Origin of the sequence: Prevotella sp. TF12-30, from assembly GCF_003436715.1 — a bacterium.
Taxonomy (GTDB): Bacteria; Bacteroidota; Bacteroidia; order Bacteroidales; family Bacteroidaceae; genus Prevotella; species Prevotella copri_A.
Genome location: NZ_QSQJ01000040.1, coordinates 1 through 25,129, shown reverse-complemented (window position 1 = coordinate 25,129; position 25,129 = coordinate 1). Strand labels below are relative to the sequence as shown.

The 25,129-nt window shown below is 48.5% G+C and carries 19 protein-coding genes; 13 read left to right on the top strand and 6 right to left on the bottom strand.

Annotated elements, in window-relative coordinates:
* Positions 1-79 precede the first annotated feature (79 nt).
* Positions 80-1,072: a LuxR C-terminal-related transcriptional regulator gene (locus DXD25_RS13075; RefSeq protein WP_117663891.1), complete on the top strand. Its 993-nt coding sequence runs from the start codon at positions 80-82 to the stop codon at positions 1,070-1,072.
* Between the two features lie 73 nt (positions 1,073-1,145).
* Here the strand turns inward: DXD25_RS13075 and DXD25_RS13070 are convergent, their stop codons facing one another.
* Entirely contained in the window at positions 1,146-2,663 is a 1,518-nt protein-coding gene (locus DXD25_RS13070) for an NAD(P)H-hydrate dehydratase (protein WP_089543894.1), read from the bottom strand.
* Positions 2,664-2,789: 126 nt separating this feature from the next.
* On the opposite strand from DXD25_RS13070, the gene hpt reads away from it, so the two are divergent.
* From hpt to DXD25_RS13035, 7 genes are all read left to right on the top strand, one after another.
* A complete protein-coding gene (gene hpt / locus DXD25_RS13065; RefSeq protein WP_117663890.1) occupies positions 2,790-3,329 on the top strand; it encodes a hypoxanthine phosphoribosyltransferase in 540 nt (179 codons plus the stop codon).
* 56 nt (positions 3,330-3,385) lie between these two features.
* Entirely contained in the window at positions 3,386-3,958 is a 573-nt protein-coding gene (locus DXD25_RS13060) for an adenylate kinase (RefSeq protein WP_117663889.1), read from the top strand.
* 70 nt (positions 3,959-4,028) lie between these two features.
* On the top strand, positions 4,029-5,189 hold the full coding sequence (gene obgE, locus DXD25_RS13055; RefSeq protein WP_089543890.1) for a GTPase ObgE: 1,161 nt from the start codon (positions 4,029-4,031) through the stop codon (positions 5,187-5,189).
* Complete coding sequence (gene pgeF / locus DXD25_RS13050; protein ID WP_117663888.1) at positions 5,182-6,021, top strand: peptidoglycan editing factor PgeF; 840 nt, start codon at positions 5,182-5,184, stop codon at positions 6,019-6,021. Before obgE ends, pgeF begins: the two co-directional genes overlap by 8 nt.
* Positions 6,022-6,137: 116 nt before the next feature.
* A complete protein-coding gene (locus DXD25_RS13045; RefSeq protein WP_187360482.1) occupies positions 6,138-7,361 on the top strand; it encodes a M23 family metallopeptidase in 1,224 nt (407 codons plus the stop codon).
* Between the two features lie 168 nt (positions 7,362-7,529).
* Entirely contained in the window at positions 7,530-8,252 is a 723-nt protein-coding gene (locus DXD25_RS13040) for a DUF4468 domain-containing protein (protein WP_117663886.1), read from the top strand.
* 102 nt (positions 8,253-8,354) lie between these two features.
* Positions 8,355-9,377, top strand: a complete 1,023-nt coding sequence (locus tag DXD25_RS13035) for a caspase family protein (protein ID WP_117663885.1) — start codon at positions 8,355-8,357, stop codon at positions 9,375-9,377.
* Positions 9,378-9,458: 81 nt separating this feature from the next.
* On the opposite strand, the gene DXD25_RS13030 is transcribed toward DXD25_RS13035, so the two are convergent.
* Together DXD25_RS13030 and DXD25_RS13025 are read right to left on the bottom strand one after the other, a co-directional pair.
* Positions 9,459-9,659 (bottom strand): hypothetical protein, encoded by a 201-nt coding sequence (locus tag DXD25_RS13030; RefSeq protein WP_006848784.1) that lies wholly within the window; start codon positions 9,657-9,659, stop codon positions 9,459-9,461.
* Between the two features lie 21 nt (positions 9,660-9,680).
* Positions 9,681-10,865, bottom strand: coding sequence for a phosphoribosylaminoimidazolecarboxamide formyltransferase (locus DXD25_RS13025; protein WP_117663884.1), 1,185 nt, complete (start codon positions 10,863-10,865; stop codon positions 9,681-9,683).
* Positions 10,866-11,069: 204 nt separating this feature from the next.
* Here DXD25_RS13025 and DXD25_RS13020 point away from each other — a divergent pair, with 204 nt between their 5' ends.
* Entirely contained in the window at positions 11,070-11,324 is a 255-nt protein-coding gene (locus DXD25_RS13020) for a hypothetical protein (protein WP_089543884.1), read from the top strand.
* 79 nt (positions 11,325-11,403) lie between these two features.
* Here DXD25_RS13020 and rplS read toward each other — a convergent pair whose 3' ends face one another.
* Positions 11,404-11,769 carry a 50S ribosomal protein L19 gene (rplS, locus tag DXD25_RS13015; protein WP_117663883.1) on the bottom strand — a complete coding sequence of 122 codons (366 nt, stop codon included), beginning with the start codon at positions 11,767-11,769 and terminating at the stop codon, positions 11,404-11,406.
* 306 nt (positions 11,770-12,075) lie between these two features.
* Here rplS and DXD25_RS13005 point away from each other — a divergent pair, with 306 nt between their 5' ends.
* Positions 12,076-12,813, top strand: a complete 738-nt coding sequence (locus DXD25_RS13005; protein WP_370453424.1) for a 5'-nucleotidase C-terminal domain-containing protein — start codon at positions 12,076-12,078, stop codon at positions 12,811-12,813.
* A 67-nt stretch (positions 12,814-12,880) separates the two neighbouring features.
* Positions 12,881-13,795 (top strand): bifunctional UDP-sugar hydrolase/5'-nucleotidase, encoded by a 915-nt coding sequence (locus DXD25_RS13000; protein ID WP_117663881.1) that lies wholly within the window; start codon positions 12,881-12,883, stop codon positions 13,793-13,795.
* A 119-nt stretch (positions 13,796-13,914) separates the two neighbouring features.
* Here the strand turns inward: DXD25_RS13000 and DXD25_RS12995 are convergent, their stop codons facing one another.
* Together DXD25_RS12995 and DXD25_RS12990 are read right to left on the bottom strand one after the other, a co-directional pair.
* Positions 13,915-15,585, bottom strand: a complete 1,671-nt coding sequence (locus DXD25_RS12995; protein WP_117663880.1) for a glycoside hydrolase family 43 protein — start codon at positions 15,583-15,585, stop codon at positions 13,915-13,917.
* Between the two features lie 200 nt (positions 15,586-15,785).
* Positions 15,786-19,856 (bottom strand): two-component regulator propeller domain-containing protein, encoded by a 4,071-nt coding sequence (locus DXD25_RS12990; RefSeq protein WP_117663879.1) that lies wholly within the window; start codon positions 19,854-19,856, stop codon positions 15,786-15,788.
* 516 nt (positions 19,857-20,372) lie between these two features.
* Between DXD25_RS12990 and DXD25_RS12985 the strand changes: the two genes are divergently transcribed.
* Positions 20,373-21,797 carry a cellulase family glycosylhydrolase gene (locus tag DXD25_RS12985; RefSeq protein ID WP_117663878.1) on the top strand — a complete coding sequence of 475 codons (1,425 nt, stop codon included), beginning with the start codon at positions 20,373-20,375 and terminating at the stop codon, positions 21,795-21,797.
* A gap of 124 nt (positions 21,798-21,921) precedes the next feature.
* Positions 21,922-25,077, top strand: coding sequence for a TonB-dependent receptor (locus tag DXD25_RS12980; protein ID WP_117663877.1), 3,156 nt, complete (start codon positions 21,922-21,924; stop codon positions 25,075-25,077).
* Positions 25,078-25,129 lie beyond the last annotated feature (52 nt).

The window sequence follows — 25,129 nt, the reverse complement described above, 5'->3', positions numbered from 1 at the left end:
AAAGCCCCAAGCGGGCAAGACTTTGATGATATATAAGTATCAACGATTGTTTAAACTATAAGTAAATTGAAAGCAAGAAATGAAAGCTAAGAACAAACTTTGGGATTGGTGTTTGCGCTTGGAACATCATTTATGCCCTGACTATTGTGGAGTGGTGGACCGCCGAAGGGTGATCGCCTTCGTCTTTTTGACTTTGGTAGAGATACTCATTATTCCCTATCACTTCCTTTTGTTTTACATGATGAAAGCATGGGGGGGCATGTTCTATAATATAGTCCATACCATTGCACTGGCGCTGCTGATATATGTGGTGCTGAAGCGTAAGGTGGTATTCAAGACTGGCATCTCCCTGCTCTATATCCTCGTATTCGTCAAGCTGGCGATAGACAGTATGCTTTGTCTGCACTATCAGGGCGATCGGGACAACCTGAGCGTGATGAGCAATATCTTTATTATGTTTATACTCGCCATTACCGCCCAGAGCCAGCAGCTCAACCGAACCACTCTCGGCTTTGCCGTCGCTCTGCTGCCAGTAGTAGCGGTAGCCCTCTCGCATACGCAGATTTCCGTGCTGCTCTTCAGCATCAAGGCTGTTCTGGTTGGTTTCCTGATGATTCTGTATGTCTGGCTCTATAACTGGGAACCTCTCATCATCAAGGAACTCAGACAGCCCAAGCAGATGAGGGAAGAAGAGAAGAAGGCACTGCATATGCTTGCCGACCTGAAGGATGAAGAGAAGGATATGGCGGTGAACCTGCTGAGCCGCCTGCGCCCGGAGCAGCAGCAGAATATCCTGCAACGTGCCGCAGAACAGTTGAAGACCAGCGAACTGAGCAAGAAGGCATGGGATCTGGTATGTGCCGACCTCACCAACAGTGAGCGAGTAATCTGCCAGATGGTACTGGAAGGCAAGATGCTGAAGGAAATCTGCATCGAACTGAACAAGAGTGAATCGAACATCACCAGCCAGCGCAGCCATATCCGCAAGAAGCTGAATATGGACCGCAAGGACGATCTGCGACGCGAGCTGGAAAAGCGCTTCTATGAAGCCAGAAATTCATTGGAAGCCTAGTATAAACATAAGAATGCAGAAAGGGTGTGCTCACACGAGCACACCCTTTCTGCATTCTTATACTTTTCCAATCTTACTCTTCCAATCTGAGGAATGCCTTCGGCAGGTAATCGATGAGATCGCTGGCGATGAGGCTTTCCTTGCCCAGGTCCTTGATGGCGAGGTCGCCGGCAAGACCATGAAGGTACATACCGATGCGGGCAGCATCTGCCTGCTTGTAGCCGCGAGCCAGAAGAGCGGTGATGATGCCTGTAAGCACATCGCCACTGCCCGCCGTAGCCATACCGCTGTTGCCCGTAGAGCAGAACTCCACCTTACCATCCGGATGACAGAGGGCAGAGAAATGTCCCTTCAGCAGGATGTAGCCGTGCAGACGGTCGGCAAGCTCGCATGCCTTGAAGAGACGCTCGGTGCAGTTGCTGCTGGTGATGCCAGCCAGACGGTCAAGCTCTCTAGGATGTGGAGTGAAGATGAGGTTCTTAGGCAACTGCTGCATCCAGGCACGGTGACTGGCAAGGATGTTGAGTGCATCGGCATCCACCACTACCGGACAGGTGCATCTTCTGAGCTGGGCAATCAGGGCGATGGCTGTCGCCTCGCTGGTTCCCAGTCCCGGACCGATGCCCATGGCGTGGTAATCTTCCGTATCTACCGGTTCGCTGAAGATGGTTTCCTCCGTATCCATCTGCAGTACCGCCTCGGGCACGGAAATCTGCATGATCTCGTAGTTTCTCTTAGGCGTATGGGTAATCACCTTTCCCACACCCGTTCTGAGGCAGGCTCTGGTGGCAAGGACCGAAGCGCCCGACATGCCGTAGCTGCCTGCGATGAGGAGCGCCGTGCCCATGCTGCCCTTGTGGGCGAAGTCGCCGCGAGGCTTCAGGAGCTGGCGGATGTCCTTCTCCTCAAGGATGCTGCAACGGCTCTCGGTGCGCTGGATGAACTCTGGGGAGAGTCGGATATCAAGCACCTTGATTCTGCCCAGATACTGCTGGTTGTCTGCCATCATCATCGACAGCTTCTTCTGCTGCAGGGTGAGGGTGAGGTCGGCACGGATGATGTTGGCGCTGATGTTGTAGGAATTGTCCTCGCTCATCAGACCGGAAGGCAGGTCGATGCTCACGATCTTTGCCGCACTCTGGTTGATGTATTTCACCATGGCAGCGAATCCGCCCGCCAGCGGCTTGTTGAGTCCGCTGCCGAAGAGACCATCCACCACGAGCATTCCCGCCTCGAGCTGAGGAGGGTCGAAGTTGACGGTGACCTCTGTAAACTGCTTGACGCGCTTACCCTCGATGAGTCGTTTCTTGTTGGTGGCACAGTCGGCAGAAAGCTTGTTGTGCACATTGAATAGGAATACACTCACCCCATAGCCGTCTTCGCTGAGAAGGCGTGCCACGGCAAGTGCGTCACCCCCATTGTTTCCCGGACCGGCGAAGACCACGACCGGTGTTCTGTTAGACCATTCCTGCTCGATGGCACGGGTGAGCGCCTTTGCCGCCCTTTCCATCAGGTTGAGCGATGTGATTGGCTCATGCTCAATGGTGTATTTATCCAGCTCATGTATCTGAGCACTAGTGAATATTTTCATATATTAATGTATGTTATGTCCGATTATCTGATTATTTTAATGCAAAAGTACTAAAAAAAGTCGATGAATGGATGAAGTTTCACGATTTTTTCGTAATTTTGCAGAAAATATTATATCATCAAGACTATGGGCATAGTAAAAATCAAGGATAAGACCTTCAAGACCTCCATTCCAGAGGCAGATATTCTGAAGAAGGTACAGGTCGTTGCCGACCGATTGAACCAGGATTATGCGGACAAGACTCCGGTGTTCCTGGCTGTGTTGAATGGTTCGTTTATCTTCGCTGCCGATCTGATGCGAATGATTACGGTACCAAGCGAGATTTCTTTTGTGAAGTATGCTTCCTACGAGGGCACCAGTTCTTCCGGCAGCATGAAGACCCTGATGGGTCTGAACCAGGATCTTACCGGTCGCCACGTGGTAATCGTGGAGGACATCGTGGATTCCGGCTTTACCATGGCTCACATGATCGAGGATCTGAAGAAGAAGAATCCTGCCAGCATCGAGATCTGCTCGCTCCTCGTGAAGCCGGGCAATCTGAAGGTGGATCTGGACATCAACTATGCCGTAATGGAAATCCCTAACGATTTCATCGTAGGATATGGATTAGATTATGACCAAGAAGGCAGAAACCTCCGCGACATCTACACGATTGTAGAAGAATAGGGGGTGAAGCATGTGGGAGACACAACATAAAACAATTTATATATATTAAGGTAAAAATGAAAAATATCGTAATTTTCGGCGCTCCAGGTGCTGGTAAGGGTACACAGAGCGACAAGATGATCGAGAAGTATGGTCTCGGTCACATTTCAACAGGTGACGTTCTTCGTAACGAAATCAAGAATGGTACAGAGCTCGGCAAGACTGCCAAGGGTTATATCGACAATGGTCAGTTGATTCCAGACGAGTTGATGATCGACATCCTCGCAAGCGTATATGACAGCTTCGGCAAGGAACACGCAGGTGTGATCTTCGACGGTTTCCCACGTACCACTCCACAGGCTGAGGCTTTGAAGAAGATGCTCTCTGAGCGTGGTCACAAGATCGCTGCCATGATCGAGCTCGCCGTTCCAGAGGATGAGCTGATGGCTCGTCTGCTCAACCGCGGTAAGTTGAGTGGCCGTTCTGATGACAACGAGGAGACTATCAAGAAGCGTCTCAACGTATATCATACACAGACTGCTCCTCTCATCGACTGGTATGAGAAGGAGGGTATCCACCACCACATCGAGGGTCTCGGAACAGTAGATGAGATCTTCGCTCGTGTTTGCAATGTAATCGACAACTTGTAATCAAGATATAATAATCTTCCCCGCAAGGCTGCGGGGAAGATTTATTCGTTAAATAATAAAAGAAAAATCAATGGCTGAATCCAATTTCGTAGATTATGTAAAGATCAACTGCCGCTCTGGTAAGGGTGGTAAAGGCTCCATGCACCTGCGCCACGTGAAGTACCAACCGAATGGTGGACCTGACGGTGGCGATGGCGGACGTGGAGGAAGCATCTATCTTCGCGGCAACCACAACTACTGGACCTTGCTGCATCTGAAGTATCAGCGCCACTTCTTCGCCGAGCATGGTGGCAATGGAGGACGTGACAAGTGCCACGGCACTGATGGTAAGGACATCTATATCGATGTGCCTTGCGGTACCGTGGTGTATAATGCCGAAACCGGTAAGTTCGTCTGCGACGTGGCTTACGACGGTCAGGAAGTACTGCTCCTGAAGGGCGGACGCGGCGGACTGGGCAACTTCCAGTTCCGTACCTCTACCAACCAGGCTCCACGCTATGCGCAGCCAGGTGAGCCGATGCAGGAGATGACCATCATCATGGAGCTGAAGCTCCTTGCCGATGTGGGTCTTGTGGGTTTCCCTAATGCCGGAAAGTCAACCCTGCTCTCTGCCGTATCCAGTGCCCGTCCAAAGATAGCCAACTATCCGTTTACCACCCTTGAGCCATCGCTGGGAATCGTGGATTACCGCGACCATCAGAGTTTCGTGATGGCAGATATCCCGGGTATCATCGAGGGAGCGAGCGAAGGAAAGGGCTTGGGACTGCGATTCCTGCGACACATCGAGCGCAACTCGCTGCTCCTCTTCATGGTTCCAGGCGATACCGACGACATCAAGAAGGAATACGAGGTGCTGCTGGGCGAGTTGAAGAACTTCAACCCTGAGATGCTCGACAAGCATCGCGTGCTCGCCATCACCAAGTGTGACCTGCTGGACGAGGAGCTTATCGAGATGCTGAAGGAGACCCTGCCAACCGATCTTCCGGTGGTATTCATCTCATCAGTTACCGGACAGGGCATCCAGGAACTCAAGGATGTGCTCTGGAAGGAGTTGAATTCAGAGAGCAACAAGCTGCAGGAGATTACTTCAGAAGATACCCTCGTTCACCGTGACAAGGATATGAGCCGCTTCCAGCAGGAACTCGAGGCTGAGGGCGAGGACATCGTGGAGTATATTGACGAGGATGAAATCGAGGATGTAGATGACTTAGATGATTTCGAATATGAATAAGGAATATCATATCGCTGAGGGCGTCACTGCTTTCTCTACCACCCGAAAGGGAGGAGTGAGCCAGGGCGACTACAGCGAATTCAATATCAATGACTATTGCGGTGACTGCGCCGAACACGTGGCAGAGAACCGCAGGAAGCTGGCGGATGAGCTGGGCATCAGCACCGACCACATCATCCTGCCGCATCAGGTGCATGGAGTAGAGGTCCGTCAGGTGGCAGGAGATTATTTCTCAATACCTGAGAACATTCGCAAGATGATTCTCGAGGGCGTAGATGCCGTGATGACCAATGAGAAGGGCGTATGCATAGGCGTTTCCACCGCCGACTGCATCCCAATCCTGCTCTATGACGAGGAACACCATGCCGTGGCAGCCATCCATGCCGGATGGCGAGGCACGCTGGCACGCATCGTCCACAAGACCATCCAGGAAATGGCTTTCGCCTATCATACGGAGCCAAAGAAGCTGAAGGCAGTGATTGGTCCGGGTATCTCGCTGGAGCATTTCGAGGTAGGCGATGAGGTGTATGAGGCTTTCGAGCAGGCAGCCTTCCCGATGGAAGAGATTGCCGAGCAGCGCCCCAATGCCGCCTTCTCGGTAGATATTGCCGAGCGTGAGCGCCTGGCTGCAGAAGGAAACATCGTGCAGCCGCTGAAGTGGCACATCAACCTGCCGCTCTGCAACAAGCAGATCCTGCTGCATTGCGGTGTGGCTGAGGAGAATATCCAGGATTGCGGCATCTGTACCTTTGCCCATAGCGACGAGTTCTTCTCGGCAAGAAAGCTGGGCATAGAGAGTGGCAGAATCTATACCGGCATTCTGATGAAGTAAGTTTTCAAGATAACATCCATTTTTCTCTTTTCTATGAACGAAGAGGGAAAAATGGATGTTTTTATGTTTTAAGATTTAATGGTTAAATTTAAAAAATGAATCTAAAAGAATAGAGAATGATTGTAAACAGAAGATTAAGAAGAAGAATCGGGCTGGCTGCCGTCTCGGGAATGCTGATGCTTTCGCTGAGTAGTTTCATGCCCGCCAAGAATGAGTTTACTGCCGCCGAGCAACAGCAGGTGAGCATCGCAACGCCAGGTCTCTTTGCCCAGAGTCAAGCCTTCAATGTTGACTTTGAGATATTCCGTGCCAAGGAATATTCCTTCCCGCTTCCTGTGGGCAAGGCTAGCCTTATCAATGGCAACAGCGTGATGCGCATCTCTACTGCCAAGGGCGATGCAGTGAAGGCGATGTTTGATGGTTATGTGCGTCTCTCGCGCAAGACCGAATCGATGGGCAACGTGATCGTGATCCGCCACGACAACGGTCTGGAAACCGTGTATGCCAACAATGCCGAGAACCTGGTGAAGGTGGGACAGTCGATAGATGCCGGACAGACCATCGCCATCGTGGGCACCCGAGAGGGAGAGACCTATTGCGATTTCTCCATCATGGTGAACGGTGCGCGCATCAATCCGGAAACCATCATCGAACTGAAGAGCCATAAGCTCCGCCGACAGACCGTGCAGTTCCGCAAGGAGGGCAACCGCATCGGCATCAAGGTGATTGGTGGCAAGGATTCCTCCGTTTCCAAGAACGATAAGAATGATAGAAACAATAAGGAAACAAATAAGAAATCGGGAAGCAGCCGTAGCGATCACGCCATGACCCTCGACCCCGACGAGGTGTACGACCCGTTTACCATCACCAACACCTTCCGTCTCGATTTGGAGAAGATAGAGGAGAAGGCATGGGCATATCCATTGCCTGATGCCCGTGTCATCAGTCCATACGGAGGTGCCCGCCGTCACTCGGGTGTGGATTTGAAGACCAAGCCTAACGACGAGATTTATGCCGCCTTCGATGGCGTGGTGGTTGCCTCGGGACCTTACTACGGTTATGGCAACTGCATCCGCATCAAGCATGCCTACGGCTTGGAAACGCTCTATAGCCATCAGAGTAAGAACATGGTGAAGAAGGGTGATAAGGTGAAGGCAGGTCAGGTAATCGGTCTTACGGGCCGCACTGGCAGGGCCACCACAGAGCATCTCCATTTCGAGGTGTCTTTCGGCGGCAAGCGCCTGGATCCAGCCATCATCTTCGACCACAGCAATCACAAGCTCAAGGCTGCCACCCTGCATCTTACCAAGGGCAAGGGGGTAAAGAGCGTGAAGAACTAGAAATAGCGAAAATTACTCCTGTTAATCGAAAAAATCCACCCGTTTGGATGATTAAAAGCCGGTAACTGCAAGTTTTTACGAATTGCACCATGGGTTTTTATCATCTGAACGGGTTTGTATTTAAAAAAATGCTATCTTTGCAGCATCACTTAAAATATAAATGATAATATGAAGAAATATCTTATCACACTTGCACTCTGCGTGCTTGCCCTTACGGCAAGTGCACAGGTCTTTACAGCCGAACAGATTGAGAGATACGCCAAGGATAAATATGGTGATAACTGGACAGAGGCTGCCGGAAACCTGAGTAAGGAAGTAGCTCTGGACAACAAGAACCGCCTGAACTACCAGGAGGTCATCGCCTGCGCTGGTCAGTCGAAGGCAGAAATCTTCAAGAAAGCCATCGAATGGTTCAACCGCGCATTTAAAAGTAAGGATACCCACGGCGTGATTAGAGAGCAGAATGCTGAACAGGGACTGATCATTACCCAGGCTTATATCGAGAACATCGCCCGACAGAATGCTGGAGTCAACCATTATCAGGTGGATATGATGCCGTATATCCGTGTGGACGTGAAGGAGGAGAAGGCAAGGGTGAGTGTCTATATGGACAGCTACGAAGTGACCGTAAAATCGGGCGGCGGATGGACAAGTGCCATCGCCAGTGTGCTCGCCGCGGCTGCTACCGGTGAGGCGGATGATGACGAGGTGGTGAGCAAGGATGAGGTGTGGAACATCAGTTCCTGCTATCCTTATGTAGAAAAGGACAAACACAAGCTGGCATCAAGCAAGGCTTTCGTGATGGCTTCGGCTTTCCAGAACTCCATTATCGACATTCTGAAAGAGGCGCTTCTTGCTGATTCTTCCGACGGATTCTCGGACGACTGGTAAATGGGAAGTTAGAGAGAAGTTAAAGGAAGTTAGAGAGAAGTTAAGGGAAATCTATCAAACTCTATATATATAATAAGGTGTAAACATCAAAACCGCTAGTGTATGAAATGGAAGAATATCATGATGATGGTGATGATGGCAGCAGGATGTTGGTTCTCGCTACCTGTCCACTCTCAGAGAATCTCTGTGGGCAAGAAAGGACTGGTGAAGGTAATGAGAACCGACTCCACCTGTGCCCAGGAATTTGTAAGGGATGAACATCAGTCTATTGCTACCCGGAAGACGGCGAAGGCAGCGGGAGCCGCTGAAGGCGTGAACACGCTGGCAAGCTATCTGAAATCGGACGTGGATCTGAACATTCCCGTTTCGAAGGTGAAGCAGGAGAAGACCTTTGCCGTAATCATCGCCAACGAGAATTACCAGGAGGAAGTGAACGTGGAGTTTGCCCTCAACGACGGTATGGCTTTCAGGGAATACTGCATCAAGCTGCTCGGCATTCCGGAAAGCAACCTGCATATCCGCAAGGATGCCACCCTCAACAATATGCTGGCGGAAATCAACTGGATGCAGAACATCGCCAAGGCTTATGGAGCTGAAGCGAGATTCATCTTCTATTATGCCGGACATGGAATGCCCGACGAGAGTAACGGCACCTCCTATCTCCTGCCCGTAGATGGCAAGAGCAATATTCTGGCAACGGGTTACAGTATGAGCAGGCTGTATGCTGAACTCAACGGTCTGAACGCAGCCTGCGTAACGGTGCTGATGGATGCCTGCTTCAGTGGCAGCAAACGAGGCGAGGGTATGCTGGCTTCAGCCAGAGGTGTGGCACTCAAGGCGAAGGCTGAGGCTCCGAAGGGCAACATGCTCGTGATGACGGCTGCCCAGGGTAGCGAGACGGCTTATCCCTACAAGGAGAAGAAGCACGGACTCTTTACCTATTTTCTCCTGAAGAAACTGCAGGAGAGTAAGGGCAAGGTTACCTATGGCGATCTCTTCGACTATGTGAAGACGAATGTGGCGCAGAAGTCGGTAGTGGTGAATGAGAAGAGTCAGACGCCAACCATAGCCGTATCGGGCGACCTGGTTTCCACCTGGCAGGGCATCAGGCTCAATGAAGACTGATGTCTGAAATACGAAAAAATCCCCATCGACTGGACTGCTCCTGTCGATGGGGATTTATTTTTTATTCTCTGGAGAAAAGAATTACTTCTTCTTCTGCGATTTACGGTTGGCTCTCTGTTGGCGATACTTTGCCTTCTGACGGGCAGAGCCGCTTCCGTGAGCACCCGTAATGTACTTCTTCTTCTTGGCCTTGGTCTTCACCTTGTCGTCGTCGTCCTTCTTCGGACCGCCGCCGCCCTTGAAAACCATACCACCCATGATAATATCGTCAATATCGCTCATATACCTTTTATATTATATAAATTAATGATGGAAGAGGCGAACGTGAGTAAACGCCATGGCGATGCCGTACTTGTCGCATGTATCGATAACATTATCGTCACGGATGCTACCGCCTGCTTCTGCTATGTATTCTACACCACTCTTGTGAGCACGCTCGATGTTGTCGCCGAATGGGAAGAAAGCGTCGCTACCTACAGATACACCCTTGTTCTGGGCAATCCAAGCCTTCTTCTCCTCGCGGGTCAGTGGCTCAGGCTTCTCTGTGAAGAACTGCTCCCATACGCCATCCTGCAATACATCCTCCCACTCGTCAGAGATATAGACATTGATGGTATTGTCGCGGTCGGCACGGCGAATCTTCTCCTTGAAAGGCAGGTTCATCACCTTAGGACACTGGCGCAACCACCACTCATCAGCCTTGGAACCAGCCAGACGGGTACAGTGGATACGGCTCTGCTGACCGGCACCGATACCGATAGCCTGACCATCCTTCACGTAGCATACAGAGTTACTTTGGGTATATTTCAGGGTGATGAGCGAGATAATCAGGTCGCGCTTAGCCTCTGCAGTGAAGTTCTTGTTCTTGGTAGGAATATCCTCGAAGAGAGCTGGATCATCGAGCTTCACCTCGTTGCGTCCCTGCTCGAAGGTAACACCGAATACCTGCTTGTGCTCGATAGGAGCTGGCATGTAGTCAGGATCAATCTGGATGACGCAGTAGGTACCCTTGCGCTTCTCCTTCAACACCTTGATAGCCTCAGGGGTAAAGCCTGGAGCAATCACGCCATCGCTCACCTCACGCTTGATGAGGAGGGCAGTAGCCTCATCGCATACATCGCTCAGGGCAACAAAGTCACCGTAAGAGCACATGCGGTCTGCACCACGAGCACGAACATAAGCGCAAGCCAAAGGAGAAAGTTCAAAATCTACGTCATCGCAGAAGTAAATCTTCTTCAATGTGTCGCTCAGTGGCAGGCCGATGGCAGCACCAGCAGGAGAAACATGTTTGAAACTAGCGGCAGCAGGCATTCCTGTAGCTGCCTTCAGTTCCTTGACCAATTGCCAAGAGTTGAAAGCATCCAGGAAGTTGATGTAGCCAGGACGGCCGTTGATAACTTCGATAGGCAGTTCCCTTCCGTCATCCATATAGATGCGAGAAGGCTTCTGATTCGGATTGCATCCGTACTTAAGTGCTAATTCTTTCATCTTAATTAAGAAATGTATTTAGAATTTGGTTGCAAAATTACAAAAAAAATATGAGAAAACCATTTTTTTCGTGCGAAATTCAAAAATAATCTCCCAAACATGACTCCGTTTCAAAAATATTGTGTACTTTTGCCCGCAGTTAGGAATGAAAAATGAAAATTTGAGAAATTAAAGGAATTGAGAATTTGAGGAAGGATAATCACAATGAAAAATGATTTGAAAATCCTCGCTGTAGCTTTGGAGAAGAAGCTAGGCAGGGAACACCTGCAGCACGAAGAGAAGCATAGAAACAACAAGTTGCTGCACAAGGTGTGGGAAATAATGAAAGGAAAGGAGAAACCTTCACAGCAGACACTCAACCGTCTGGCATTGCTTGCCGGATTCCAGAGCTGGGCTGATCTGCAGGGCGCATTGCACGGCACCGATGACGGGCTGACAAACTACAGCGCCGGAGAATAAGGAAATGCAGAAAGGGCATCCAATCGTGAGATCGGATGCCCTTTTTCTGATTCTAATTTTTAATAGGTAACTAAGAAAATTACTCAGCGCTCTTAGCGATGGTCTTCTTCTCAGCGATACGAGCCTTCTTACCTGTGAGCTTACGCAAGTAGTACAACTTAGCGCGACGTACCTTACCGTGCTTGTTCACCTCGATAGAATCGATAGCTGGTGACTCGATAGGGAAGATACGCTCTACACCTACAGTACCTGACATCTTACGAACAGTGAAACGCTTCTTGTCACCATGACCAGAGATCTTGATAACTACACCACGATAGAGCTGGATACGCTCCTTAGTACCCTCGACGATTTTGTAAGCGACTGTGATAGTGTCACCTGCCTTGAACTCAGGGAACTTCTTGCCGGTTGCAAATGCTTCTTCAGCAACTTTAATCAAATCCATTTTTTGTATAAAATTAAAAATTGTTTGTCGTTCCAACGCAACATGGACGAGCAACACTTCTGCCCAGACAACAGCGGTTACGCCGAAAAGCGGATGCAAAGTTACTACTTTTTCTCGTATCTCGCAAATTTTCAGTGGGTTTCTTCTCTTTTTCCCCTTCTTTTTTTGTTTTCTTTACTAATGAAACGTTTTTTTCTCGCCTTTTTCGTCTTTTTCGCCGATTTATTTTGTATCTTTGCATCCCGAAATTAGAATATTGTAAAAGGTATGAAGAAAAAGAATAGTATGCAGATGATGCTTGCCTCCATGGCTCTGATGCTGATGGCAAGTCCAGCCTTTGCCCAGAAATTCAAGGTGGCAAAGGTGGAGAGAACCCGTATATTGGTAGATAAAAAATGGGATGCCCAGCCGGATGCTGAGGCTGCGAAGTTCATCGCCCCTTATCAGCACAAGGTGGATAGCATTATGGGACCTGTAGTGGGATCCGTGGCTCATGATATGACCCGTCATCGCCCTGAGAGCGAGTTGAGTAATCTGCTTTCTGACATCCTGGTATGGGGTGGCGGACAGTTTAATGAGCAGCCTGTCTTCTCGGTGTATAACATGGGTGGCATCCGTGCTGACTTTGCCAAGGGCGATATCAACGTAGGCGATGTGAGCGAGGTGGCTCCTTTCGAGAACAAAATCTGTTTCCTCACGCTTACCGGCGAGAAGGTGCTTGAACTCTTCCAGCAGATAGCCCACCGTGGCGGCGAGGGTGTGAGCCATGCCGTAAGAATGGTTATCACCCGCGACGGAAAGCTGAAGGGCGTAACCCTGAACGGAGAACCTGTCGATCCAGCCAAGAGCTATCGCATAGCCACCCTCGATTATCTTGCCGAGGGCAACGACCAGCTTGTTGCCTTCAAGAGCGGTACCGATGTGGTGGCTCCTAAGTTGAAGGAGAACAATGTGCGCTACATCATCATGGACTATTTCCGTGAGATGAAGGCTCAGGGCAAGGTAGTGGAATCAAGAGTAGAAGGCCGCTGCGTAGTAGAATAGGGGAACGAAGCTTTCCGTGGATTTGTAATCCCCGGAAACCAGATAGACTAACTAAATAAGTACAGAAATGAAACATACATTATTATATATAGCGCTGGCGCTGGCATCATTTACGCTGCAGCCGGCAACAGTACAGGCTAAAGTCCTGAAGGATTCAAAGGGCAAGAAGGAGGCAAAGGCGCAGAAGGCTCCAAAGGTAGTGAAGCAGCTCGTGGTGCTTCATACCAACGATACCCACTCCTGCGTGATGCCTTACAATCCGAATCTCGCAGATACAGCCATAGCAAACCGTGGAGGCTACCTCCGCCGTGTGGCAATGATCAAGCAGGAGCGCAGTCTGAATCCAGATCTTCTGCTCTTCGACAGTGGCGACTTCTCTCAGGGATCTCCTTACTATTCGCTCTTCAAGGGGGATGTAGAAGTGGGATTGATGAACGAGATGAAGTATGATGCAGCCACCATCGGAAACCATGAGTTCGATTACGGCATGGACAATATGGTGCGTCTCTTCAGGATGGCAAAGTTCCCGATCGTTTGTGCCAACTACGATTTCACCGGCACCGAGCTGGCGGATATTGTGAAGCCATACGTGATATTGCATCGCAAGGGACTCAAGATAGGTGTCTTCGGACTGGCTCCGCAGCTTGCCGGCTTGGTGAGTGAGAAGAATTACGGTTGTATCCAGTACCTGGATCCTATCCAGAAGGCGAACGAGATGACAGAGATCCTGAAGAAGAAGGAGAAGTGTGATGTCATCATCTGCATCTCTCATCTGGGCTGGAATATAGAGGGCACGGATGATACCGAGGTGATTGCTGCATCCCGCCACATCGACCTGGTATTGGGAGGTCACAGCCACAGCCTCTTCCAGACGCTGAAGTACAGAACAGATCTTGATGGCAAGCAGGTGCCTGTAGATCAGAATGGCAAGGGCGCCATCTGGGTCGGTAAAATGACATTAGATATCGTAAAGAATAAATAGTACAGAAAAGTTTCTTGAAAAAAGATATAAACAGAAAAAGGCTCCTCATTGCGGGGAGCCTTTTTCTGTTTTATACCTTCCTTTGAGGGGGCTTTTTCTGTATTGATATTTGAAAGTTCTTATTCCTTGTTGGAAGAAGCATAGAGACCGATGCAGGCTCCGATGAAGCCGCCGCTCTTCTGAGTACTCAGGTTAGAGGCATCCACGCCCTTGGCGAGCAACTGCCAATCACCGCCTTCCTCGGCATAATAGAAATCGTAATATCTGTCATGACCCTCTACCTTCAGTCTTAGTTTACCTGCTTTGATAGGGGCAGAAGCAATGAGGACTTTGTTCTTCTCGGCACGTGTTAGAGTTATCATCAACTGTCCCTTCTTCATAGTCTTACCCAATACGAAGTTGTGGTCTTCCTTCTGCAAGAGGGCGATGCCCGCAATTTCCTTGTCGTTGCGAGGAGTAAAGTTGATTTCTGTCTCGGCAGTGAATGTGCCGTGCTGCTGACGAGCCCAGATGGCAGACATCGGGTCACGCTTGTAGATATTACCAGGCAAGAGACTCATCTTCAATTTACCATCCTCCACCTTATAGCAGTCAACAAAGTCGCGGAGGAACATCCACCGAGGATTCAGATCCTTCAAGCCTGCTCTATTGTCTGCTGCATCAAAATTATCCACGTAAGAGAAGTTTCCTGAGAACTCATTCTTTTCAGCTGGTTTCAGACCAGCCTTCTCTCCAATGGTAGAGATAGGAGTATTCTTGGCAAGAATCTCTGGCCAGCCATTCTTCCATGTTACCGGCAGAAGATAGGTGTCGCGACCTGTGTTGTACATATCCTCCTCGTATGGGCGGCAAGCCAGGAATACAGCCCACCAGTTACCCTTTCCATCTTCTACTATGTCTGCATGACCGGCACTGGATACAGGGTCCTTGCGGTTAGGATCGAGTCCGGTACGCTGGGTAAGGATAGGGTTGTTTGGGCATTCCTCCCAAGGACCCATTGGGTTCTTGGCGCGGAGAATCACCTCGCTATGCCAACCGCCTGTACCACCTTCTGCACACATCAGATAATAGAACTTGCCCTTTTTGAAGAGGTGAGGACCCTCAATCCAGATAGGACGAGCCTCTACATGGGTTCCGCCACGGAGAATCTCCTTGAAGTCGCCCTTGATGCTGTCGCCCTTTACGTCGAATTCGAAGCAGCGGATAGCACGCTGTCCCTCGTAATCAGCACCGCCAACCACAGGACCGTTATGCACGATATATCCCTTTCCGTTGTCATCGAAGAAGAAGCTAGGGTCGATGCCATCAATCTTCTTCAGATAGATAGGTTCGCTCCAGCCCTTGGATGGGTCCTTGGACTTGACGAAGAAGTTGCCGGCACCCACATTGGTGGTAATCATATAGAAGGTCTTGTTCTTCTTGTTATAGCTGATGGCTGGTGCGAAGATACCGCCTGATACATGCTGACCCTTCAGAGGCACCTGCGATTGGCGGGTGAGCACATGCCCGGCTGGAGTCCAGTTTACCAAATCCTTGCTGGTAGAGAGCGGCACACCAGGAAAGAAGGTGAAGGATGAATTCACCAGATAATAGGTGTCACCCGCACGACAGAGGGATGGGTCGGGATAGAATCCTGCCAATACAGGGTTGTAATACTGATGACTCTTGTCGATTGGCACATTGAATCGTGCATCGTTGCCGGCATACTTGAAGTAGTCGAACTGGGCATTCTGAGCCTGTGCTCCGGCAGCAAGCATCATCGAAAGCGATAAGATTGCTAATTTCTTCATTATATTCGTTGATTTTAAAGATTATACAATAAGATAAAAATGCAGCGGAAAACCTGGGAGGAGAATCCATACAGGTTTTTCCGCTGCAAAGTTACGGCTTTATTTGCAATCTTTCATTGTGAAATGTAACCAAGACTTTTTTCAAAGTTTCATAAAGCTTTGTTTTTGTTACATATTCTTTTTTCTATTGTGTATCATCTTTATTTCTTCATGGCATTCTGCATGTATTCTCTAGGAGAACAGCCATAGAGGTTCTTGAACATGGTGCTGAAACTTGCGGAATTGGAGAAGCCGCATGCGTACATCACTTCAGTGATGCTTTGCTTGCCATCCTTGAGCAATTTGGCTGCCTGCTGCAGTCGGATGTTGCGGATGAAGCTGTGTGGCGTCTGATTGGTCAGTTCCTTCATCTTGCGGTGCAGGTGTACACGACTGATGCCCACCTTCTGTGCTATCATGTCCACACTCAGGTCGGAATCGTTGATGTTTTCGTTGATAACCTCCATTATCCGTTGCATCAGGGAATTGTCAGGTGTCTGCATTTCTATCTGTTCTACCTGGTGATTCTGGCTTTCATTGCCCGTAAACTTATTGCGTAAAGTGCGGCGCACGGTGAGCAGGTTGATGATGTTGCGGTGCAGAATGTCCATGTTGAACGGCTTCAGAATGTAGGCATCGGCACCGGTCTGCAATCCTTCCAGCTGGTCTTCCTCACGGCTCTTGGCTGTGAGCAGGATGATAGGCACATCGTTGGTGTTGATGTTTGATTTCAGCTTGGCGCAGAGGGTGGTTCCGTCCATTTCCGGCATCATGATGTCGCTGATGACAAGGTCTGGCTTATTCTTCAGAATCTCGTTCAGTGCCACCTTTCCGTTAGGATATGTGCGAATCTTGAAGTCGCTGGAGAGCTGTGCTTTCAGGTATTCCTGAATATCCTCTTCGTCTTCCACAATCACGATTTCTGCCTTGGCTCCCTTGGCAGAGGTTGGGGTAGTATCGGAATTGTTCAAGGTTTCGGCTGGTTGGTCATTGTTTTCTGCCAGCTGTTCTTCCTGTTCTGCTTCAGCAAGTTCATTATTCTGATCTTTCTTCATCTCTTCTTCCTCGATGATCTCTTCTGGTTTGAGATGATCCTTGCCCAATGGAATGCGGATGATGAACTCGCTTCCGTGTTCAAACTTGCTTCCCTTCTCGCCCTCGTTGTTGCGGGCTGAGATGGTTCCGTAGTGCAGTTCCACGAGCGAGCGGGTGAGATCGAGACCGATGCCCGTACCGACGTTGCGGTCGTTAGGGTCGTCAGGGGTCTGGTAGAAGCGCTGGAAGATAGTTTCCAACTTATCCTTCGGGATGCCTATGCCGCTGTCCTTGATGCTGATGTAGGCATGGTGGTCGGTGTGGGTGAGCGAGAGGAGAATGTGGCCTGCCGTAGGGGTAAACTTGAAGGCATTCGAGAGGGTGTTAATTATCACCTTGTCGAAGTTGTTGCGGTCTATCCATACTGGAAGCTCTTCGCAGTCATGCTGGTATTCGAAGTCGATGCTCTTGGCAATGGCTTGCTGCTTGAAAAGGTCGTATTCTTCATTGATGAACGAAACCATATCGGTCTTGCACATACGCATTACCATCTGTCCCTTGTCAATCTTTCTGAGGTCCATCATCTGGTTGATGAGGTGAAGGATACGTTCCGAGTTCTTTCGGATAATCTCGTAGATGCCTTGACGGTGAGGCTCTTTGTCTTCCTTAATCAGGGAGAGCAATGGGGTGATAATCAGTGTCAATGGCGTACGGATTTCGTGACTGATGTTCATGAAGAACTTGATCTTCGCCTCGCCCATTTCTTCGGCGTGGATGTGCTGCTGCAGGATGAGCTGGTCTTCCATCTGGCGCTTGCGGTGGCGCAGGTAGAGCATGATGGCTGCTATGAGGAGCAGCAGATAGAAGAGCTTTGCCCAGATGCTGGCATACCAGGCTGGGTGAACGATGATGGTGAACTCCTTCACCGGTGTTTCGTAGCCGTTGCAGATGGCCTTGATGCGGTATTTGTAGCTGCCGGGAGCCATGTGCGAGAAGGCAAGTTCGTTCTGTCCGGCTGGCACGGTGCGCCAGGCATCGCCGTTGATGCTGTAGGCGTATCTTATCTGCTCCACATTATTATAGGTGAGGGTAGAGAGCTGCAGGGAGAAGGTGTTGTCATCGTGCGAGAGATTGAACTCCCGTGCCACAGTTACCCAGCTGTCCGTGATAGTATAGCTGCCCGACTCCATGCCTGGGGTCACTGCCTTGTTGTTGACCACGAAGCCCGAGATAACCACCTTTGCCTGCCATGGGTGCTGCTTTACCCGGTCGGCCTGGAACCAGTTGATTCCGCCAGAGCCACCCATCAGAATCACCTTCTTATCCTGAGTGGTGCATACGGAAGCATCGCTGAACTCGTTGCTCTGCAGTCCGCTTTCGGTATAAAACCTGATGATGCTGCCATCCTTGGGGTTCAGCATGTTGAGTCCGCTGTTTGTACCCAGCCATATTTTGCCCTTGTTGTCTTCTGTGATACTCGCCACACCGTTGTCGGTGAGTCCTTGGGCTGTGGAATAATGTTTAGGCTCTATTCCTTTTCTGAAGTCGAAGCAGAAGACTCCATCCTCGGTGCCATACCATACGTGGTCTTTGCTATCTACAAACACGCAGTGCGAAAAACTGTTCTTGTTCAGGCAGTTGATGCCCTTGAAGGTGGAAACCCAGCTGTTTCGCTTGCGGTCGAGGCACGCCAGTCCCACAGAGGTGGCTATATACACGTGGTTGCCATCCTTTGATAAGGCTATCTTGATGAGGTAATCGTTGGGCAGACTGTTAGTCTTGAGGTTGTTGTCTGCACCATATTTAGCCTTGTAGTTCCTTCGGCTTCCGTCTTTCTGCAGGCAGAAGAGACCTTCGCCCATGGTGGCTATCCAGATGTTGCCCTGTGGGTCTTGCTTGATATCGAAGATGCCCACCGACTTACTGATGCCCAAATCAACAGGGTGGAAGCTTCCGGCTGCATCCATATAGCCCAGACCGTCGGTATAGGTTCCCACCCAGGTTCTGTCCTGCTCGTCCTTACAGAGGGTGAGCACGGTGTGCTGGTTCAGGAAATGCCCCTCTACGCTGCGGGTTGCTATATTAAATAGGTATAGGCCATCCTTGTCGGTACCCACCCACACTTGGTTGCCCTGGTTGATGCTGAGGCTGGTAACGCAGTTTTCGCCAATCACGTTGCGGCTGCCCAGGCGGAAGCCCATGTAGTTGAAGTCGTTTTGTATGTTGCTCTGCATGAACACGCCTTTTTGCAGCATGCTCACCCAGATGTTTCCCTGATTGTCTTCTATGATGCTGGTTACCTTGCTCTTGGCCAGGTTCACCAGTCGGCTGAAGAGAGGGTTATCCTGCAGGAATCCGGTCTGAGGGTCATATACATAGATGCCCAGTCCGTCGCAGCCGATATAGAGCTTGTTATTGCGGCTGATATAGATGTTTTCGATGGGCAGGTTTCCGATGCTGCTGATTCGGGTAAAGACGTTGCTTCCTGCCCTGAGCAGATGTACGCCCTGGTTCTTGCTGGCGAGATAGAGGTTGCCCAGGACGTCCTGCTGGATATCCTGTGCGTCCACGCCTTCGGTACCGGCAAGGTGGGAGGTGACTCTACCGTTTGTTTCCTTGCGGTAGAGTTTTCCGTCTTCGGTGATGATCCAGAGTCTGCCCCGTTTATCTTCCAGGAGTTTGTGGATATATTTCAGTTTTTCCACCTCTCCCTTCATGGCATGGCATTCCTGGGCATCTTTCTTCTTAATCATGATGCCATAACCGGATGTAGCCACGGCTACGTCTTTATTCTTTAGGGGATATACCTGCTTTACGTAGGTGGCGAGTTCTTCGCCTTTGGAGTCGAGCATGGGAATTTTGTGGAATTCGCTTCCTGTAAATTCCAATAAAGAATTATTGGTTCCCAATAAGATATGTCCCTTATCGTCTTGTGCTATGCTATTGATATAGTTGCTTTTAAGACCTAAAAAATTGGACATATCTTTCTTCATTACGGTGATATGGTAACCATCGTAAGTATTCAAGCCATTACGGGTGGCTATCCAGATGAATCCGCTCTTGTCTTGAAAAACCTGCGTGGCGAGATTGCTTGAGAGTTGATTGTCTGTATTAAACAGTTTACCACTTTGTGCCCATGCCTGAATGGAGAAGAGACAAGCCATCAGCGTGATGATTAATTGGTTTAAAGATTTCATGCTTTGTTTATATTATAGTTTTATTATCTGTTTGCAAAAATACACTTTTTTGTTGGAATATCAGAATAAATCGGTAATTTTTTGGTTGCAAGTAACCATAATACACTCTTTTTTACCCTCATATTCGGACGATGTAATATGGCACAAAGTATATGTTACACGCATAAACTCTTTATGAAGTATCGGTTACGTAGGATAAAGCTTATTTGGGGATTTATTTATACCTTTGCACCATCAAATAATGAATAATTGTTTTGGTTTTAGGTTTTAGTTTGTTATGAAACGGTGGTTTTAGGTTATTAAATATTCTTTTGCTAGTTTTCTATAAATAGGTTTATAGCATTTGAGTTCAATTTAATATGAATATATTATGATTGAAGGATCATGATTAATTGGTTTTATGGAAATGGTGCGTAGGGATACGCGCCATTCTCTTTTTAGGGTACTAAAGATTGCTTCTAGGTATGATAAATAAATAACAATCAGAAAAAGTGATAAAATCTAAAAATATATATTATGAACAGAAAGAACTTTATAGCTTTCCTAGCTCTTGCGATGTTTGCATTGGTGGGGAATGCGGCTGGCAACCAGGCAGCTCTGCAAGTTGATGGAATATTGCCGGCACTGCGTGTAGAGGGCAAGAATCTTGTTGATGCCAATGGTAAGATCGTAGTCTTGCATGGAGTAATGGATACGCCCAACCGATATTTCAACGGTTGGAGATGGCAACAGTGGAAAACTGATTATTCAGAATCAGATATACAGCCTTGCTTGGAATATTTCTCCAAGCAGTTTTCGGCTATTACCGACAAGGAGCAGGGAGCTTACTGCACCGTGTTCCGTCTGCACATGGATCCTTGCTGGACCAACGATCCAACGAAGAAGGCAGAGAACGAGGCTGACATCTCGGCATTCAGCATGGCGCGCTATCGCCTCTATCTCCAGAAACTCTATATCCCATTAATTAAGGATGCCATTGCTCATGGACTTTATGTCATCGTTCGTCCACCGGGAGTCTGTCCACAAGACATTAGTGTTGGTGATAAGTATAACCGCTATCTCAAGTCGGTATGGAAGGTCTTCGCTGCCGATGAGTATATCCGGCAGAACTCAGGTATTATCTCTATCGAACTAGCCAACGAGCCGGTGAGGGTTCATCTGAGTGATGGCTCTAATTCGGATAAAGCACTGCATGATTACTTCCAGCCGGTGGTTGATGAGATTCGTGCACAGGGCTTCAAGGGCATCATCTGGGTGCCGGGTGCGGGCTATCAGAGCCAGTATCAGAATTACGCCAAGTATCCTATCACCGACAGTGAGGATAATTTCTCGTATGCCGTACATGCATATTCCGGCTGGTATGGCAACATGACCGACAAGAACTGCAATCACGATACCTTTATCCGCAACTTCAAGAGTCAGGTGCCGATGGTAGAGACGAAGCCTATCATGGTAACGGAGATAGACTGGAGTCCGGAAGATCCTGACAAGGCGAGCGAAGGTCACTACAACGAATGGGGTCAGTGGACTCAGCCTAACCTGGGCAGCTGGGCAACGGCATCTACCTCGAAATGGGGAATGGCATGGAAGGCAGTGCACGACCATTACGGCAACATCGGTATGACCCTTACCCATCCGCAGGAGTATTATGACATTGACGAGTATCTGAAAACAGGCAAGGTGATTCCGGGCTTCCAGAATGCCAAGAAGCACAAACTCTTTGAAGAGTGCTGCGGCTATGCCTGCATGAACTGGTACAAGGAATGGTACATGAAACAGACGGATACGGGAATTGAGCAGAATGTGAACGATGAAGAAGTTATCGCCACCTATTATTATAATATAGCAGGTGTAAAAGTGAATAAACCTGAAAAAGGTATTTATGTAGTGAAACAATTGTTAAAGGGCGGAAAGACTCGTTCTTATAAAGTTTGTTATTAACGGCAAAGTATCTGTTACAAGAGACAAAGTGTATCTGAAATGAAACAAGTATCTTTGCACCCGTGAAACTGAAAAAATAACGTGAACATAAAATAATTAAGCATAAATCAAAAATGAATAGAACATGATTGAACAAGTCTTAACAATGAAACGGACAGCAGCCTTATGCTTGGTGGGAGCTTTCTGCAGCCTGAATGCTCAGGCGCAGAAGATCCAGGTCAAGGGTAATCTTGTTGACGGTACAGGTGAGCCGCTGATTGGTGCCACTGTAAAAGTGAAGGGAAATGCCGGCGTTGGAGCAGTTTCTGATTTTGATGGTAATTTTATCATCAGTGTTCCTTCTGAGAATTCTACCCTCGTATTCACATACGTAGGCATGAAGACCAAGGAAGTGAAGGTGGGCAAGAAGAGAGAGTTCAAAATCACCCTTGAAGATGACAACGCTATCGGCGAAGTCGTAGTCGTAGGTTATGGTCAGCAGAAGAAGGCTTCTGTCGTAGGTGCTATTACCCAGACTACCGGAAAGGTGTTGGAGCGTGCGGCTGGTATCAGCGATATCGGTGCTGCCCTGACTGGTAACCTTCCTGGTGTCGTAACTACTGCATCTAGCGGTATGCCGGGTGAGGAGGAACCACAGATTGTGATTCGTGGTACTTCTTCTTGGAACAACTCTTCTCCTCTCGTTCTCGTGGATGGTATCGAGCGTCCTATGTCGATCGTGGATATGCAGTCTGTAGCCACTATCTCTGTATTGAAGGATGCATCTGCCACTGCCGTTTACGGTGTGAAGGGTGCCAATGGTGTTATCTTGATTACTACCAAACGTGGTTCCGAAGGTAAGGCGCAGATTAGTGTTACTGCCAATGCCGTGATGAAGATTCCTTCTAAGCTCCCTGATAAATATGATTCATACGATGCGCTGAGAGCTAGAAATACAGCCATCGAGCATGAGTTGAACATCTCTCCTGGTAGTTTTGACAAGATGAAACCAATGAGCTTCATCGAGAACTATCGCAACCAGGCTACCTTGGATCAGCAGGAGCGTTATCCTAATGTGGATTGGCAGAAGTATTTGTTCAAGGACTATACAATGTCTTACAATGCCAATGTCAATGTAGCAGGTGGTACCAAGTTTGTGAAGTATTTCGCTGGTGTTGACTTTGTGTCAGAGGGTGACCTTTACAGGGATTTCGGTAATGGACGTAATTATAACACAGGTTATAGCTACAATCGTGTGAACGTTCGTTCTAACCTCGACTTTAGCATCACCAAGTCTACGGTGTTCAAGGTTAACCTCGCAGGTTCCAATGGTGTGCGCAAGGCTCCTTGGGCTAACAGTAGTAATGGCTACAGCGACTGGCAGGTCAGCCAGCAGTGGTCTGGTGCCTATAATATCTCTCCAGATGCTTTCTTGCCAAGATACAGCGATGGATCTTGGGGATATTTGCCAGGTTCTACTAATGTAACTAACTCTGCTCAGCAGGTGGCTCTTGGCGGTACGATGAATTCTACGACCACTCGTATCACTACCGACTTCGTGTTGGAGCAGAAACTTGACTTCATTACCAAGGGACTTTCTGCACGTGGTATGATTTCTTGGGACAATACCTTTGTTGAGAAGAATCGTGGTATCAATGATATGAACCATGATCCACAGCTCAAGTGGATTGATCCAGAGACCGGTGCTGTATCTTATAAGAAAGCATACGAGGATTATGATAAGTTCGATTATACGGTAGGTAACAAGTGGACCACCAATGGTGGTGAGGTTAACAACAGGGCTACTCAGCGCAACCTCAACTATCAGGCTCAGCTCAACTGGGCTCGCACATTTGGCAAACACAGTATTTCTGCCATGGGTCTTTTCGGACGTCAGGAGTATGCTACGGGACCTATGATTCCTTCTTATCGTGAGGACTGGGTATTCCGTACCACATACGATTGGAACTCTCGTTACTTCTTCGAGTACAATGGTGCTTACAATGGTTCTGAGAAGTTCTCTTCCGACAACCGATTCGCATTCTTCAGTTCTGGTGCGCTGGGATGGATGATCTCAGAGGAACCATTCATGAAGTATCTTCGTGAGCATAAGGTTGTGGATATGATGAAACTTCGTGCATCATACGGTGAGATTGGTGATGATAACGTAGGTGACCGCTTCCTCTATATGAGCCAGTGGGCATACGGTGGCAAGACCTTTATGGGTAACACAGATAGTGACAAGGAGTCTATCTATACTTGGTACCGTGAGTCATCCGTAGGTAATCCTAATGTACACTGGGAGAAAGTGAAGAAGGTAAACTTCGGTCTTGACTATGGCTTCTTGGGCGGCTTGATTACTGGTGCCGTGGATTTCTTCCATGATACTCGTACCGACATTTTGGTTTTAGGCAATTCTCGCTCTATGCCATCTTATTTTGGTCAGACAGCTCCTGCTGCCAACTTGGGTAAGGTGACTACCAGTGGTTATGAGTTGGAAGTGAAGTTCAATAAGGTATTTGCCAACCAGATGCGTCTTTGGGCTAACTTCAACATGACCCATGCTACCAATGAGATCAAGATTAAGGATGATGCAGCATTGCTTCCTTCTTATCGCAAGCAGGCAGGTCACTCTATAGGTCAAACCTATACCTATTTGGATAAGGGATTCATTCAAAACTATGACGAACTTTATGGCTCACCTAAGATGGATTCCAACGATGGCAATCGTCTTCCTGGTGATTACTACATCGTCGACTTCAATGGTGATGGTAAGGTAGATAATGTGAACGATGTTGTGCCTTATGGCTATACTAGCAATCCTGAGAATACCTATAATGCAACTATAGGTTTCGAGTATAAAGGATTTAGCTGCTTCGCTCAGTTCTATGGTGTTACCAATGTAACTCGTGACGTTACCATGATTAGCCTTGTTGATCCTATGTTGGCTAACGTTTACGACCAAGGTACATGGTGGAGCGATGATCACATTAATGCAGATGTGTTAACACCTCGCTATAATTCCAAGCCAATGAGCAATGCGGCTTATTATGGCACACAGTATCTCTGTGATGGTTCATATATTCGTCTGAAGAACGTGGAGATTGCTTATACATGGAATGGTGGATGGATCAAGAAGCTTGGTTTGAGCAACCTCAAGGTTTACGTAAGTGGTAACAACCTTTGGCTTTGGACCCGCATGCCAGACGACCGAGAGTCAAACTTCTCAAGTAATGGTGGTGCCTATGGTGCTTATCCTACCATGAAGCGTGTGAACTTCGGTGTCAAGTTTAATATTTAAACAAGCATAAATACAATAGTTCGTTAAAATTTGAGATAATGGCTAAGCAGCT

Excerpts from the sequence above, each read along its gene's own strand:
- DXD25_RS13075 (WP_117663891.1), top strand. The coding sequence starts at position 80 with ATGAAAGCTAAGAACAAACTTTGGGATTGGTGTTTGCGCTTGGAACAT.
- DXD25_RS13070 (WP_089543894.1), bottom strand. The coding sequence starts at position 2,663 with ATGAAAATATTCACTAGTGCTCAGATACATGAGCTGGATAAATACACC.
- hpt (WP_117663890.1), top strand. The coding sequence starts at position 2,790 with ATGGGCATAGTAAAAATCAAGGATAAGACCTTCAAGACCTCCATTCCA.
- DXD25_RS13060 (WP_117663889.1), top strand. The coding sequence starts at position 3,386 with ATGAAAAATATCGTAATTTTCGGCGCTCCAGGTGCTGGTAAGGGTACA.
- obgE (WP_089543890.1), top strand. The coding sequence starts at position 4,029 with ATGGCTGAATCCAATTTCGTAGATTATGTAAAGATCAACTGCCGCTCT.
- pgeF (WP_117663888.1), top strand. The coding sequence starts at position 5,182 with ATGAATAAGGAATATCATATCGCTGAGGGCGTCACTGCTTTCTCTACC.
- DXD25_RS13045 (WP_187360482.1), top strand. The coding sequence starts at position 6,138 with ATGATTGTAAACAGAAGATTAAGAAGAAGAATCGGGCTGGCTGCCGTC.
- DXD25_RS13040 (WP_117663886.1), top strand. The coding sequence starts at position 7,530 with ATGAAGAAATATCTTATCACACTTGCACTCTGCGTGCTTGCCCTTACG.
- DXD25_RS13035 (WP_117663885.1), top strand. The coding sequence starts at position 8,355 with ATGAAATGGAAGAATATCATGATGATGGTGATGATGGCAGCAGGATGT.
- DXD25_RS13030 (WP_006848784.1), bottom strand. The coding sequence starts at position 9,659 with ATGAGCGATATTGACGATATTATCATGGGTGGTATGGTTTTCAAGGGC.
- DXD25_RS13025 (WP_117663884.1), bottom strand. The coding sequence starts at position 10,865 with ATGAAAGAATTAGCACTTAAGTACGGATGCAATCCGAATCAGAAGCCT.
- DXD25_RS13020 (WP_089543884.1), top strand. The coding sequence starts at position 11,070 with ATGAAAAATGATTTGAAAATCCTCGCTGTAGCTTTGGAGAAGAAGCTA.
- rplS (WP_117663883.1), bottom strand. The coding sequence starts at position 11,769 with ATGGATTTGATTAAAGTTGCTGAAGAAGCATTTGCAACCGGCAAGAAG.
- DXD25_RS13005 (WP_370453424.1), top strand. The coding sequence starts at position 12,076 with ATGGCTCTGATGCTGATGGCAAGTCCAGCCTTTGCCCAGAAATTCAAG.
- DXD25_RS13000 (WP_117663881.1), top strand. The coding sequence starts at position 12,881 with ATGAAACATACATTATTATATATAGCGCTGGCGCTGGCATCATTTACG.
- DXD25_RS12995 (WP_117663880.1), bottom strand. The coding sequence starts at position 15,585 with ATGAAGAAATTAGCAATCTTATCGCTTTCGATGATGCTTGCTGCCGGA.
- DXD25_RS12990 (WP_117663879.1), bottom strand. The coding sequence starts at position 19,856 with ATGAAATCTTTAAACCAATTAATCATCACGCTGATGGCTTGTCTCTTC.
- DXD25_RS12985 (WP_117663878.1), top strand. The coding sequence starts at position 20,373 with ATGAACAGAAAGAACTTTATAGCTTTCCTAGCTCTTGCGATGTTTGCA.
- DXD25_RS12980 (WP_117663877.1), top strand. The coding sequence starts at position 21,922 with ATGATTGAACAAGTCTTAACAATGAAACGGACAGCAGCCTTATGCTTG.